Raw genomic sequence first — 14,870 nt, 5'->3', positions numbered from 1 at the left:
GATGACGGTAGATCAGGCCACACCAACAAAAACGGCCTCCACTAAGGGAGGCCGTTCTCAATGCAGCTAAGCAGTTGAATGCTTACTTGCGGTCTTCCAGCTTGGTGATGTCACGCGACTCGTAGCCGGTGTACAGCTGGCGCGGGCGGCCAATCTTGTACGGGCTGGAGAGCATTTCTTTCCAGTGGGAGATCCAGCCCACGGTCCGCGCCAGGGCGAAGATCACGGTGAACATGCTGGTTGGAATGCCGATCGCCTTGAGGATGATCCCCGAGTAGAAGTCGACGTTCGGGTACAGCGAGCGTTCGATGAAGTACGGGTCGGTCAGGGCGATCTCTTCCAGGCGCATGGCCAGTTCGAGTTGCGGATCGTTCTTGATGCCCAGTTCCTTCAACACTTCGTCGCAGGTCTGCTTCATGACGGTAGCGCGCGGGTCGCGGTTCTTGTAGACCCGGTGACCGAAGCCCATCAACTTGAACGGATCGTTCTTGTCCTTGGCCTTGGCGATGAAGGTGTCGATGTTGGACACATCGCCGATTTCATCGAGCATGGTCAATACGGCTTCGTTCGCACCGCCGTGGGCAGGGCCCCACAGTGCGGCGATACCGGCGGCAATACAGGCGAACGGGTTGGCACCCGAAGAGCCCGCCAGGCGCACGGTAGAGGTGGAAGCGTTCTGCTCGTGGTCGGCGTGGAGGATGAAGATCCGGTCCATGGCCTTGGCGAGCACCGGGCTGATCGGTTTGATCTCGCACGGGGTGTTGAACATCATGTGCAGGAAGTTTTCCGCGTACGTCAGGTCGTTGCGCGGGTACATCATGGGTTGGCCCATGGAGTACTTGTAAACCATTGCGGCCAGGGTAGGCATCTTGGCAACCAGGCGGATCGCGGAAATTTCGCGATGCTGCGGGTTATTGATGTCCAGGGAGTCGTGATAGAAGGCCGACAGGGCGCCTACTACACCGCACATGACGGCCATCGGGTGGGCGTCGCGACGGAAGCCGTTGAAGAAGGTCTTCAACTGCTCGTGAACCATGGTGTGGTTCTTCACGGTGCTGACGAACTGGGCTTTCTGCTCGGCTGTTGGCAATTCGCCATTTAGCAGCAGGTAGCAGGTTTCCAGGTAGTCCGACTTTTCAGCCAGTTGCTCGATCGGGTAGCCGCGATGAAGCAGAATGCCATTGTCACCATCGATATAGGTGATCTTCGACTCGCAGGAAGCGGTCGACATGAAGCCTGGGTCGAAAGTAAAACGGCCCGTGGCCGTCAGGCCCCGTACGTCGATAACATCGGGACCAACGGTGCCGGTTAAAATGGGCAGCTCGACGGGGGCTGCGCCCTCGATGATCAACTGCGCTTTTTTGTCAGCCATGTGGCCTCCTATTTATGCTTCAAATCATCAGACAGACCCCCCACGCAGGGCCCGCACCACTATATTGATATAAATCCAGATGTCAATTTGCCTAAAGTCTTGCGCCAGAAGGCTTTAACCGTACTTTTTCGTCGAAATTGACTGCCATTTACGCCTTTTATCCCGCCAGCGCAATCAGCTATTAGGGTGAGGTGTGCGCGTTGTCATTAGTAACCTAACTGTCTATACTCGGCCACCGACCGCCAAGGGCTTTTGGGCTTGCTTTCATTGGGGGTCGCACTCCCTGGGTGGTGCTTACCTGACCAGTCGCACTCCCCAACAACTTTGCCCTGATTGTTAGGGGCTCTTCAGTGTGAAAAAAAGCCGTGAATAGCCAACGACCTGTAAACCTAGACCTAAGGACCATCAAACTCCCCATCACCGGCGTTACGTCGTTCCTGCACCGTGTTTCCGGCATCATCCTGTTCCTGGGCTTGGGCATCATGCTTTATGCATTGAGCAAATCCCTGGGTTCCGAGGAAGGATACGCCGAGGTGAAGGCATGCTTGACCAGCCCGCTGGCCAAGTTCGTAGCATGGGGCCTCCTGTCCTCTCTTCTGTATCACCTGGTAGCCGGTGTGCGCCACTTGATCATGGACATGGGCATCGGTGAGACGCTGGAAGGCGGCCGCCTGGGCTCGAAAATCATCGTCGCCATTTCCGTGGTGCTGATCGTTCTGGCAGGAGTTTGGATATGGTAACCAGCGTAACGAATCTGTCGCGTTCGGGCCTCTATGACTGGATGGCACAGCGTGTGTCTGCGGTCGTTCTCGCGGCTTATTTCATTTTCCTGATCGGATACCTCGTCGCAAACCCGGGCATCGGCTATGAGCAATGGCACGGCCTGTTTTCCCACAATGCGATGCGAATCTTCAGTCTGCTGGCCCTTGTAGCCCTGGGCGCTCACGCCTGGGTTGGCATGTGGACCATCGCGACTGACTACCTGACGCCGATGGCGCTGGGCAAGTCCGCGACTGCAGTACGTTTCCTCTTCCAGGCAGTATGCGGCGTTGCGATGTTCGCTTACTTCGTCTGGGGTGTGCAGATTCTTTGGGGTATCTGATTCATGGCTAACATTCCAACTATTTCATTCGACGCCATCATTATTGGTGGCGGCGGTGCGGGCATGCGCGCTGCGCTGCAGCTGGCTCAGGGCGGTCACAAGACTGCCGTGATCACCAAGGTGTTCCCGACGCGCTCGCACACCGTATCGGCCCAGGGTGGCATCACATGCGCCATCGCCTCCGCCGACCCGAACGATGACTGGCGCTGGCACATGTACGATACCGTCAAGGGTTCCGACTACATCGGTGACCAGGACGCTATCGAATACATGTGTCAGGAAGGCCCGGCCGCGGTGTTCGAGCTGGACCACATGGGTCTGCCGTTCTCCCGTACCGAGCAAGGCCGTATCTACCAGCGTCCATTCGGCGGCCAGTCGAAGGACTACGGTAAAGGCGGGCAGGCTGCCCGTACCTGCGCTGCGTCCGACCGTACCGGTCACGCGCTGCTGCACACCCTTTATCAGGGCAACCTGAAAGCCGGTACCACGTTCCTGAACGAGTACTACGCGGTAGACCTGGTCAAGAACGCACAAGGCGAGTTCGTCGGTGTGATCGCCATCTGCATCGAAACCGGTGAAACCACCTACATCCGCGCCAAGGCTACTGTGCTGGCGACCGGTGGTGCAGGTCGTATCTACGCGTCGACCACCAATGCCCTGATCAACACCGGTGACGGCGTCGGCATGGCTCTGCGTGCTGGCGTACCGGTACAAGACATCGAAATGTGGCAGTTCCACCCGACCGGCATCGCCGGCGCCGGTGTACTGGTGACCGAAGGTTGCCGTGGTGAAGGTGGTTACCTGATCAACAAGCACGGCGAGCGTTTCATGGAGCGTTATGCTCCGAACGCCAAAGACTTGGCGGGTCGTGACGTTGTGGCTCGTTCGATGGTTAAAGAGATCATCGCCGGTAACGGCTGTGGCCCGAATGGCGACCACGTACTGCTCAAGCTCGATCACCTGGGCGAAGAAGTGCTGCACAGCCGCCTGCCTGGTATCTGCGAGCTGTCCAAGACCTTTGCCCACGTTGACCCGGTAGTTGCTCCGGTTCCGGTGGTTCCAACTTGCCACTATATGATGGGCGGCGTGCCGACCAACATTCACGGCCAGGCAATCACCCAGAACGCCGAAGGCGAGGACGAGATCATCCATGGTCTGTTCGCAGTAGGTGAAGTGGCTTGCGTATCGGTTCACGGTGCCAACCGCCTGGGCGGCAACTCGCTGCTCGACCTGGTGGTATTCGGCCGTGCGGCCGGCCTGCACCTTGAGAAGGCGCTGACTGACGGCATCGAATACGATGACGCCACCGACGCCAACATCGAAGCGGCCCTGGCGCGTCTGAACGCTCTGAACGAGCGCACGGATGGCGAAGACGTGGCAACCCTGCGTCGCGAGCTGCAAAGCTGCATGCAGAACTACTTCGGTGTGTTCCGTACCGGCGAATACATGCAGAAGGGCATCGCCCAGCTGGCTGACCTGCGCAAGCGCATCGCCAACGTCAAGATCAACGATAAGAGCCAGGCGTTCAACACTGCTCGTATCGAAGCCCTTGAGCTGCAAAACTTGCTGGAAGTGGCTGAAGCGACGGCGATCGCCGCCGAGGTTCGTAAAGAATCCCGTGGTGCTCACGCTCGTGAAGACTTCGAAGATCGCGACGACGAAAACTGGTTGTGCCACACCCTGTACTTCCCGGGTGACAAGCGCGTAACCAAGCGTGCCGTGAACTTCTCGCCGAAGACGGTACCGACGTTTGAACCGAAGATTCGGACTTACTAAGGGTGGCTGCCATGTTGAAAGTCAGTGTTTATCGCTACAACCCTGATCAGGACGCTGCGCCGTTCATGCAGGAATTCCAGGTCGATACCGGTGGTAAAGACCTGATGGTGCTGGATGTACTGGCACTGATCAAAGAGCAGGACGAGGGTTTCTCCTATCGTCGCTCTTGCCGTGAAGGTGTGTGCGGTTCCGACGGCATGAACATCAACGGCAAAAACGGCCTGGCGTGCATCACGCCGCTGTCCGCCGTGGTCAAAGGCAACAAGCTGATCGTTCGTCCGCTGCCAGGTTTGCCGGTTATCCGTGACCTGGTCGTCGATATGAGCATCTTCTACAAGCAATACGAGAAAGTTAAGCCGTTCCTGCAGAACGACACGCCGGCTCCGGCCATCGAGCGTCTGCAGTCCCCGGAAGAACGTGAAAAGCTCGATGGCCTGTACGAGTGCATCCTGTGCGCTTGCTGCTCGACATCCTGCCCGTCCTTCTGGTGGAACCCGGACAAGTTCCTGGGTCCAGCTGCGCTGCTGCAAGCCTACCGCTTCCTGGCAGACAGCCGCGACACCAAGACGTCCGAGCGTCTGGCTTCGCTGGATGACCCGTTCAGCGTATTCCGCTGCCGCGGGATCATGAACTGCGTCAACGTATGTCCTAAAGGCCTGAACCCGACTAAGGCCATTGGTCACATCCGTAACATGCTGCTGCAGAGCGGCGTGTAACTGACGTTGTAGTAAAAGCAGGACCGTTGTGCCCGTAAATGCTACGGCGCAGGCTTCAACCGGCGCCGTAGTTTTAACTTGAGCAGCGACTTACAAAGCCGCGGCTCTTATTTTGAAGAAATGAGACAAGCAGGGGCATTCGGGTTGGTACCCGAACTATCAGCGTGATCCTAAGTGGCTTGTTTTGGTCGCTGCACTTGGCCTTTTGCAAGCAGACTCGGTGTTTTCGCCGGTGGTGTCCCCAAATCGAGGGTGACCAAGCATGCAAGAAAGCGTGATGCAGCGCATGTGGAACAGCGGCTATCTTTCAGGTGGTAACGCTGCCTATGTGGAAGAGCTTTATGAGCTCTACCTGCACGACCCTAACGCTGTGCCAGAAGAATGGCGCACCAAATTTCAGACGTTGTCTTCAGACGGCAACGCTGCCACCGATGTATCGCACGCAACAATTCGCGATCAGTTCGTGCTGCTGGCAAAGAACCAGCGCCGCGCCCAACCGGTTTCCGCCGGCAGCGTGAGCAGTGAGCACGAGAAGAAGCAAGTTGAAGTACTGCGACTGATCCAGGCCTACCGTATGCGTGGCCACCAGGCAGCCCAGCTTGACCCGCTGGGGCTGTGGCAGCGTCCTGCACCTGCAGACCTGTCGATCAATCATTACGGCTTGACCAATGCCGATCTTGATACGACCTTCCGTGCCGGCGACCTGTTCATCGGCAAAGAGGAAGCGAGCCTACGCGAAATTCACGAAGCGTTGCAGCAGACATATTGCCGCACCATCGGCGCTGAATTCACGCACATCACTGATTCCGAGCAGCGCCAGTGGTTCCAGCACCGCCTGGAAGGCGTGCGTGGCCGTCCGGTATTGTCCGCCGATGTGCGCGGCCACCTGCTGGAGCGTGTGACCGCGGCCGAAGGCCTCGAAAAATACCTGGGCACCAAATACCCAGGCACCAAGCGTTTCGGCCTGGAAGGCGGCGAAAGCCTGATTCCGATGCTCGACGAGCTGATCCAGCGTTCCGGTTCCTATGGCACCAAGGAAATCGTGATCGGCATGGCTCACCGTGGTCGCCTGAACGTGTTGGTCAACACCTTCGGCAAGAACCCGCGTGAGCTGTTCGACGAGTTCGAAGGCAAGAAGAAGGTCGAGTTGGGTTCCGGTGACGTTAAATACCACCAGGGCTTCTCGTCCAACGTGATGACCACCGGCGGTGAAGTTCACCTGGCCATGGCATTCAACCCCTCCCACCTGGAAATCGTTTCGCCAGTGGTCGAGGGTTCGGTGCGTGCTCGCCAGGATCGTCGTAACGACGCCACCGGTGAGAAAGTGCTGCCGATTTCCATCCACGGTGACGCGGCATTTGCCGGTCAAGGCGTGGTCCTGGAAACGTTCCAGATGTCGCAGACTCGCGGCTTCAAGACCGGCGGTACCGTTCACATCGTCATCAACAACCAGGTGGGCTTCACCATCAGCAACCCGTTGGATGCGCGCTCCACCGAGTACGCCACCGACGTTGCCAAGATGATCCAGGCGCCGATCCTCCATGTGAATGGCGATGATCCGGAAGCCGTGCTGTTCGTGACCCAACTGGCTGTCGACTACCGCATGCAGTTCAAGCGTGACGTGGTCATCGACCTGGTTTGCTACCGCCGTCGCGGTCACAACGAAGCGGACGAGCCAAGCGGCACCCAGCCGTTGATGTACCAGCAGATCACCAAGCAGCGCACCACCCGTGAGCTGTACGCCGAAAGCCTGACCAAGGCCGGCGTGGTTGACGATGCGCGTGTTCAGGCGAAAGTCGACGAATACCGCAACGCGCTGGACAACGGCCTGCATGTAGTGAAAAGCCTGGTCAAGGAGCCGAACAAAGAGCTGTTCGTCGACTGGCGCCCGTACCTGGGTCACACCTGGACTGCCCGTCACGATACCTCGTTCGATTTGAAGACGTTGCAGGAACTGTCCGCCAAGCTGCTGGAAATTCCCGAAGGCTTCGTCGTACAGCGCCAGGTTGCGAAGATCTACGAAGACCGTCAGAAGATGCAAGCTGGTGGCCTGCCGATCAACTGGGGTTACGCCGAAACCATGGCGTACGCGACCCTGGCGTTCGAAGGTCACCCGATCCGCATGACCGGCCAGGACATCGGCCGCGGTACGTTCTCGCACCGTCATGCTGTATTGCACAACCAGAAAGACGCGGGCACCTACATCCCGTTGCAGAACCTTTACGAAGGCCAGCCACGTTTCGACCTGTACGATTCGTTCCTGTCCGAAGAAGCCGTACTGGCGTTCGAATACGGTTACTCGACCACCACGCCGAACGCGCTGGTGATCTGGGAAGCCCAGTTCGGCGACTTCGCCAACGGTGCCCAGGTGGTTATCGACCAGTTCATCACCAGCGGCGAGCACAAGTGGGGCCGTCTGTGCGGTCTGACCATGCTGCTGCCACACGGTTATGAAGGTCAGGGCCCGGAGCACTCCTCGGCCCGTCTGGAGCGTTACCTGCAACTGTGCGCAGAGCACAACATTCAGGTGTGCGTGCCGACGACCCCGGCGCAGATCTACCACTTGCTGCGCCGCCAGGTGATCCGTCCGCTGCGCAAGCCGCTGGTGGTGCTGACGCCGAAGTCGCTGTTGCGTCACAAACTGGCCGTTTCGACCCTGGAAGATCTGGCCCAAGGTTCGTTCCAGACCGTGATTCCAGAGATCGATACGCTGGACGCCGCCAAGGTCACTCGCCTGATCCTGTGCAGCGGCAAGGTCTACTACGATCTGCTGGAAAAACGCCGTGCCGAAGGCCGCGAAGACATCGCCATCGTGCGTATCGAGCAGCTTTATCCGTTCCCGGAAGATGACCTCATGGAGATCATCGCGCCTTACACCAACCTCACGAACGTAGTGTGGTGTCAGGAAGAACCGATGAACCAGGGCGCCTGGTACAGCAGCCAGCATCATCTGCGTCGCAGCATCGGCAACCACAACAAGGCCTTGGTCCTTGAGTACGCCGGTCGTGATGCTTCTGCTGCACCTGCCTGTGGTTATGCGTCGATGCACGCCGAGCAGCAGGAAAAACTGCTGCAAGATGCTTTCACTGTTTAACGCCTTCGCGCTGACTGAAACCGAATTTTAAGGACCTACAGATAATGGCTATCGAAATCAAAGCCCCGTCATTCCCGGAATCGGTTGCCGATGGCACCGTTGCCACTTGGCACAAGAAACCAGGCGAGGCCGTCAAGCGTGACGACCTGATCGTCGACATCGAGACCGACAAAGTCGTTCTGGAAGTATTGGCCGAAGCTGACGGCGTGCTGGGCGCAATCGTTGCTGAAGAGGGCGCTACCGTTCTGTCGAATCAGGTACTGGGCTCGATCGAAGAGGGCAGCGCTGCTGCCGCTGCTCCTGCTCCTGCCGCTGCTGCACTGGCTGCTTCTGCGCCTGCCGCACCGGCTGCGGGTGGCGAAGATCCAATCGCTGCACCGGCTGCGCGTCAACTGGCTGAGGAAAACGGCATCAACCTGGCTTCCATTAAGGGCACCGGCAAAGATGGCCGTGTGACCAAGGAAGACGTGGTTGCCGCAGTTGAAGCCAAGAAGAACGCTCCGGCTGCCGCACCTGCCAAGGCTGCAGCGCCTGCTGCCGCTGCGCCTGTGTTTGCCGCTGGCGACCGCACCGAGAAGCGCGTACCGATGACTCGTGTACGTGCCACCGTGGCCAAGCGCCTGGTTGAAGCTCAGTCGAACATGGCGATGCTGACCACCTTCAACGAAGTCGACATGACCGAAGTCATGGCCCTGCGTTCGAAGTACAAGGACCTGTTCGAGAAGTCCCACAACGGCGTGCGCCTGGGCTTCATGTCGTTCTTCGTGAAAGCGGCCACCGAAGCGCTGAAGCGCTTCCCGGCAGTCAACGCTTCGATCGACGGCGGCGACATCGTTTACCACGGCTACGCAGATATCGGCGTTGCCGTCTCCAGCGACCGCGGCCTGGTGGTTCCAGTCCTGCGTAACGCCGAGCTGATGAGCCTGGCCGAAATCGAAGGCGGCATCGCTGGCTTCGGCAAGAAAGCCCGTGACGGCAAGCTGACCATCGACGAGATGACCGGCGGTACCTTCACCATCACCAACGGTGGTACCTTCGGTTCGATGATGTCGACGCCGATCGTCAACCCACCGCAAGCCGCGATCCTGGGCATGCACAACATCATCCAGCGTCCGATGGCCATCAACGGCCAGGTCGTGATCCGCCCAATGATGTACCTGGCACTGTCTTACGATCACCGCCTGATCGACGGTAAAGAAGCCGTGACGTTCCTGGTGACCATCAAGAACCTGCTGGAAGATCCGGCTCGCCTGCTCCTGGACATCTGATAGAAGCAGTTGCACGTTGCGAGCTACAAGCTGTAGGAAAAAGCAGCTTGGCTTGCAACGTGTGGCTAGAAGCTTGTCGCAAATAGAGGATCTATTTTCATGACACAGAAATTTGACGTTGTAGTGATTGGTGCAGGCCCTGGCGGCTATGTTGCCGCCATCAAGGCTGCGCAACTGGGCCTCTCCACTGCTTGCATCGAAAAATACACCGACAAGGAGGGCAAACTGGCGCTGGGCGGTACCTGCCTGAACGTGGGTTGCATTCCGTCCAAGGCGCTGCTGGACAGCTCCTGGAAATTCCACGAAGCCCAAGACGGCTTCGCGATCCACGGCATCAACCATGCTGGCGTGACCATGGACGTACCAGCAATGGTCGGCCGTAAAGCCAACATCGTCAAAGGCCTGACTTCCGGCGTTGCGACCTTGTTCAAGGCCAACGGCGTTACTTCGATTCAAGGCCACGGCAAGCTGCTGGCCGGCAAGAAAGTTGAAGTCACCAAGCCAGACGGTTCGGTTGAAGTCATCGAAGCCGAAAACGTGATCCTGGCGCCAGGTTCGCGTCCAATCGACATTCCGCCTGCTCCTGTTGATAACAACGTGATCGTTGATTCGACCGGCGCCCTGGAATTCCAGGCTGTGCCTAAGCGCCTGGGCGTGATCGGCGCTGGCGTCATCGGTCTGGAGCTGGGCTCGGTATGGTCGCGCCTTGGCGCTGAAGTCACCGTGCTGGAAGCCCTGGACACGTTCCTGCTGGCGGCTGACACTGCAGTCTCCAAGGAAGCGCTGAAAACCCTGACCAAACAAGGTCTGGACATCAAGCTTGGCGCCCGTGTTACCGGTTCCAAGGTCAACGGCGAAGAAGTCGTGGTGACCTACACCGATAAAGACGGCGAGCAGACCATCACCTTCGACAAGCTGATCGTTGCCGTTGGTCGCCGCCCAGTGACCAATGACCTGTTGGCTTCCGACAGCGGCGTGAACATCGACGAGCGTGGTTTCATCCACGTTGACGATCATTGCGCTACCACTGTGCCTGGCGTCTATGCCATTGGTGACGTGGTTCGTGGCATGATGCTGGCCCACAAGGCTTCCGAAGAAGGCATCATGGTTGTCGAGCGCATCAAGGGTCACAAGACCCAGATGAACTACGACCTGATCCCATCGGTTATCTACACCCACCCGGAAATTGCATGGGTCGGCAAGAACGAACAGCAGTTGAAAGCTGAAGGCGTTGAAGTTAACGTCGGCACCTTCCCGTTTGCCGCTTCTGGCCGTGCCATGGCAGCCAACGACACCGGTGGTTTTGTCAAAGTCATCGCTGATGCCAAGACTGACCGCGTATTGGGCGTCCACGTGATTGGCCCAAGCGCTGCAGAACTGGTTCAGCAAGGCGCGATCGGCATGGAATTCGGCACCAGTGCCGAGGACTTGGGCATGATGGTCTTCTCCCATCCGACCCTGTCCGAAGCGCTGCACGAAGCTGCGTTGGCAGTGAATGGCGGCGCCATCCACATCGCCAACCGCAAGAAGCGCTAAGCGAGATAATAAGAAACCACGGCGGAGTTGCCCGTCGTGAGCCTTGCGCGCAAGACTCACCGCGGAATATCCGCTGGACGCAGCCTTGCGCAGCTTTACGGGCCATAAGCCCCGCAAGTTGCGCGAGCAGCAGTCACAGGTGGCGCGGCACTCATAATGAGCGCAGCGCCGAATGCGCAGTACCTAACGAAGACGGTAAAAAGCATGAATCTTCACGAGTATCAGGGTAAGCAGCTGTTCGCTGAATACGGCCTGCCAGTTTCCAAGGGCTACGCAGTAGACACCCCGGAAGCAGCAGCAGAAGCTTGCGACAAAATCGGCGGCAGCGAGTGGGTTGTCAAAGCCCAGGTCCACGCCGGTGGTCGCGGTAAAGCGGGCGGCGTCAAGCTGGTTCGCAGCAAAGAAGACGCCAAGGCCTTCGCACAGCAGTGGCTGGGCAAGCGTCTGGTGACTTACCAGACTGATGCCAATGGCCAACCAGTCACCAAGATCCTGGTTGAATCGTGCACTGATATCGCTAAAGAGCTGTACCTGGGCGCTGTCGTTGACCGTTCGAGCCGTCGCATCGTGTTCATGGCTTCCACCGAAGGTGGCGTGGACATCGAGAAAATCGCTCACGAAACCCCAGAAAAAATTCTGAAGGCCACTATCGATCCACTGGTTGGCGCTCAGCCATTCCAGGGTCGTGAACTGGCTTTCCAGCTGGGCCTGGAAGGCAAGCAAGTTGCCCAGTTCGCCAAGATCTTCGTAGGTCTGGCCAAACTGTTCCAGGATCACGATCTGGCCCTGCTGGAAGTGAACCCGCTGGTGATCAAGGCTGACGGCGATCTGCACTGCCTCGATGCCAAGATCAACATCGACGCCAACGCCATGTACCGTCAGCCTAAGCTGAAGACTTTCCACGATCCGTCGCAAGACGATCCGCGCGAAGCGCACGCTGCCAAGTTCGAACTGAACTACGTAGCCCTGGAAGGTAACATCGGCTGCATGGTCAACGGTGCCGGCCTGGCCATGGGTACCATGGACATCGTCAACCTGCATGGCGGCAAGCCAGCCAACTTCCTCGACGTAGGTGGTGGCGCTACCAAGGAACGCGTTACCGAAGCGTTCAAGATCATCCTGTCCGACTCCAACGTCGCCGCAGTACTGGTCAACATCTTCGGCGGCATCGTTCGTTGCGACATGATTGCCGAAGGCATCATCGGTGCAGTGAAAGAAGTCGGCGTTAAAATCCCGGTTGTTGTTCGCCTTGAAGGTAACAACGCTGAACTGGGCGCTAAAGTACTGGCAGAAAGCGGTTTGAACATCATCGCGGCTACCAGCCTGACCGACGCTGCTCAACAAGTTGTCAAAGCTGCGGAGGGCAAGTAATGAGCGTCCTGATCAATAAAGACACCAAAGTTATCTGCCAGGGTATTACCGGTTCGCAAGGTAGTTTCCACACCCAGCAAGCCATCGAATACGGCACCCAGATGGTTGGCGGCGTAACACCAGGCAAAGGCGGCACCGAGCACCTGGGCCTGCCCGTGTTCAACACCGTGAAAGAAGCGGTAGAAGCCACTGGCGCCACTGCCAGCGTGATCTACGTTCCAGCTCCTTTCTGCAAGGACTCGATCCTGGAAGCGGCCTTCGGCGGCATCAAGCTGATCGTCTGCATCACCGAAGGCATTCCTACCCTGGACATGCTGGACGCTAAAGTTAAGTGCGACGAGCTGGGTGTAGTCCTGATCGGCCCTAACTGCCCAGGCGTGATCACCCCAGGCGAATGCAAGATCGGCATCATGCCAGGTCACATTCACTTGCCAGGTAAAGTCGGTATCGTTTCCCGTTCCGGCACCCTGACCTACGAAGCTGTAAAGCAGACCACTGACGCCGGTTTCGGTCAGTCGACTTGCGTCGGCATTGGCGGTGACCCGATCCCAGGCTCCAACTTCATCGACATCCTGAAGCTGTTCCAGGAAGACCCGAAGACCGAAGCGATCGTGATGATCGGTGAGATCGGCGGTTCGGCTGAAGAAGAAGCGGCTGCCTACATCAAGGCACACGTGACCAAGCCGGTTGTTTCCTACATCGCTGGTGTGACTGCCCCTGCGGGCAAGCGCATGGGCCATGCTGGCGCAATCATCTCTGGCGGCAAAGGCACTGCAGACGAGAAATTCGCTGCACTGCAAGACGCAGGCGTTAAAACCGTGCGTTCGCTGGCAGACATCGGCAAGGCCCTGGCCGAGCTGACCGGTTGGGCTGTCAAGTAAGCCTCGCGCTTAGCTGACGCTTCACCACACAAAGGCCACCTTCGGGTGGCCTTTGTGCATTCTGGATATAGCCAGATTGACGAATGTGCTCGGTTCAATGTCTGAGCTGGCTTGCCTGCGATACAGGCAACTGGGTGCATCAGCCAAACCGAGTCGATGCCATCGCAGGCAAGCCAGCTCCCACAGGGTTCTGTGTTGCCCAATTAAGTATGAAAACGCGACATTCAAATGTCGCTTATCGGACAGTTCGCCCCGCAACAGTGCGTTTGTCAGCCTGATTCTGTACTCTAGCCGCCTCTTTATGCGTCCGCGTCCCAAAAGGAAGCTGCGCGCTAGACCGGTCGGTCCCCACAAGGGCCGGCAGCATTTCCCTCATCCATAGGGAAGCCCTCTCTAAATTCCGATTCAGTAGTGTGGTATTTCCTCAAATGAAAGTGTTGAAAAGCCAGGATATCCTGGCGCTGGGCTTTATGACCTTTGCCCTGTTCGTGGGCGCCGGCAACATCATCTTCCCGCCTATCGTGGGTTTGCAGTCCGGGCCGCATGTGTGGATGGCGGCGCTGGGCTTCCTGATCACCGCAGTCGGTTTGCCGGTGGTCACCGTGATCGCCCTGGCCAAGGTCGGTGGTGGCATGGACGCGCTGAGCAGCCCAATTGGCAAGATTGCCGGTGGCCTGCTGGCGGCAGCGGCCTACCTGGCAGTGGGCCCGCTGTTTGCGACCCCACGCACCGCAACAGTATCGTTTGAAGTGGGCCTGGCGCCCTTGACCGGTGAAAGCCCGTTGGCGTTGTTCCTCTACAGCTCGGTGTATTTCCTGGTGGTGTTCTTTGTCTCCCTGTATCCAGGGCGACTGCTGGACACCGTGGGCCGTTTCCTGGCGCCGCTGAAGATCATCGCCCTGGCTATCCTCGGTATCGCTGCGTTTGCCTTGCCCGCCGGTGAGGTGGGGGTTGCCACGCCGGAATACGTTGCCGCGCCGTTCTCCCAAGGCTTTATCAATGGTTACCTGACCATGGATACCCTGGGCGCCCTGGTGTTCGGCATTGTGATCGTCAACGCTATCCGCTCCCGTGGCGTCGAGTCGCCCAAGCTGATCACCCGTTACGCGATCATTGCCGGGCTAATTGCCGGCGTGGGCCTGGCACTGGTGTACGTCAGCCTGTTCCGTCTGGGTTCGGGCAGCCATGCCGTGGCCGCGGGTGCCAGCAATGGCGCGGCGGTACTGCACGCCTATGTGCAATACACGTTCGGCTCCCTGGGTAGTGGTTTCCTCGCCGTGCTGATTTCCCTGGCATGCCTGGTGACCGCCGTGGGCCTGACCTGTGCCTGCGCCGAGTACTTCAGTAAGATCCTGCCGCTGTCCTACAAGACCCTGGTGGTGATCCTGGCACTGTTCTCGCTGTTTGTGTCCAACCTGGGCTTGACCAAACTCATTGCCTTCTCGATCCCGGTGCTGACCGCGATCTACCCGCCGTGCATCGTGTTGGTGGCCTTGAGCTTCTGCAAAGGGTTCTGGCAGGAACAGGGCCGTATTGTCGGCCCGGTGATGCTGGTGTCGTTCATCTTTGGCTGCATCGACGCACTCAAGGGTGCGGGCCTGGCGGGTTGGATGCCTACGCAACTGGTAAACCTGCCGTTGAGCGAACAAGGCTTGGCGTGGCTGGTGCCGTCGGTGATGACGCTGGTCGTGGCCGTGGTGATTGACCGTATGCTGGGCAAGCGCAGCGAAGCGATCGCTTAAAACCTCTGACTT

Annotated in this window: 11 protein-coding genes; 10 read left to right on the top strand and 1 reads right to left on the bottom strand. The window is 58.4% G+C overall.

Annotated elements, in window-relative coordinates; translation table 11 throughout:
- Positions 1-82: 82 nt before the first annotated feature.
- The gene (gene gltA / locus JFT58_RS16265) at positions 83-1,372 is read right to left on the bottom strand and encodes a citrate synthase (RefSeq protein WP_014717728.1); all 1,290 of its coding nucleotides are present in this window, start codon (positions 1,370-1,372) and stop codon (positions 83-85) included.
- Between the two features lie 365 nt (positions 1,373-1,737).
- Here gltA and sdhC point away from each other — a divergent pair, with 365 nt between their 5' ends.
- From sdhC to brnQ, 10 genes are all read left to right on the top strand, one after another.
- Positions 1,738-2,112 carry a succinate dehydrogenase, cytochrome b556 subunit gene (gene sdhC, locus JFT58_RS16260; RefSeq protein WP_014717729.1) on the top strand — a complete coding sequence of 125 codons (375 nt, stop codon included), beginning with the start codon at positions 1,738-1,740 and terminating at the stop codon, positions 2,110-2,112.
- Positions 2,106-2,474, top strand: coding sequence for a succinate dehydrogenase, hydrophobic membrane anchor protein (gene sdhD, locus JFT58_RS16255; protein WP_003172805.1), 369 nt, complete (start codon positions 2,106-2,108; stop codon positions 2,472-2,474). Before sdhC ends, sdhD begins: the two co-directional genes overlap by 7 nt.
- A gap of 3 nt (positions 2,475-2,477) precedes the next feature.
- Complete coding sequence (sdhA, locus tag JFT58_RS16250; protein ID WP_010211741.1) at positions 2,478-4,250, top strand: succinate dehydrogenase flavoprotein subunit; 1,773 nt, start codon at positions 2,478-2,480, stop codon at positions 4,248-4,250.
- 11 nt (positions 4,251-4,261) lie between these two features.
- Entirely contained in the window at positions 4,262-4,966 is a 705-nt protein-coding gene (locus JFT58_RS16245; RefSeq protein WP_003172807.1) for a succinate dehydrogenase iron-sulfur subunit, read from the top strand.
- A gap of 262 nt (positions 4,967-5,228) precedes the next feature.
- The gene (locus tag JFT58_RS16240; RefSeq protein ID WP_034127191.1) at positions 5,229-8,060 is read left to right on the top strand and encodes a 2-oxoglutarate dehydrogenase E1 component; all 2,832 of its coding nucleotides are present in this window, start codon (positions 5,229-5,231) and stop codon (positions 8,058-8,060) included.
- Between the two features lie 44 nt (positions 8,061-8,104).
- Positions 8,105-9,328, top strand: a complete 1,224-nt coding sequence (odhB, locus tag JFT58_RS16235; RefSeq protein WP_054898380.1) for a 2-oxoglutarate dehydrogenase complex dihydrolipoyllysine-residue succinyltransferase — start codon at positions 8,105-8,107, stop codon at positions 9,326-9,328.
- Between the two features lie 99 nt (positions 9,329-9,427).
- Positions 9,428-10,864: a dihydrolipoyl dehydrogenase gene (lpdA, locus tag JFT58_RS16230; protein ID WP_003190010.1), complete on the top strand. Its 1,437-nt coding sequence runs from the start codon at positions 9,428-9,430 to the stop codon at positions 10,862-10,864.
- Positions 10,865-11,068: 204 nt separating this feature from the next.
- The gene (gene sucC / locus JFT58_RS16225) at positions 11,069-12,235 is read left to right on the top strand and encodes an ADP-forming succinate--CoA ligase subunit beta (RefSeq protein WP_003190011.1); all 1,167 of its coding nucleotides are present in this window, start codon (positions 11,069-11,071) and stop codon (positions 12,233-12,235) included.
- Positions 12,235-13,116, top strand: coding sequence for a succinate--CoA ligase subunit alpha (gene sucD, locus JFT58_RS16220; RefSeq protein ID WP_003190013.1), 882 nt, complete (start codon positions 12,235-12,237; stop codon positions 13,114-13,116). Before sucC ends, sucD begins: the two co-directional genes overlap by 1 nt.
- Positions 13,117-13,544: 428 nt before the next feature.
- The gene (gene brnQ, locus JFT58_RS16215) at positions 13,545-14,858 is read left to right on the top strand and encodes a branched-chain amino acid transport system II carrier protein (protein WP_003190014.1); all 1,314 of its coding nucleotides are present in this window, start codon (positions 13,545-13,547) and stop codon (positions 14,856-14,858) included.
- Positions 14,859-14,870 lie beyond the last annotated feature (12 nt).

The organism is Pseudomonas sp. MF6767 (assembly GCF_016405475.1).
GTDB lineage: Bacteria > Pseudomonadota > Gammaproteobacteria > Pseudomonadales > Pseudomonadaceae > Aquipseudomonas > Aquipseudomonas paracarnis.
The sequence above is the reverse complement of the archived record's forward strand: the minus strand, read 5'-3'. Positions and strand labels throughout refer to the sequence as shown.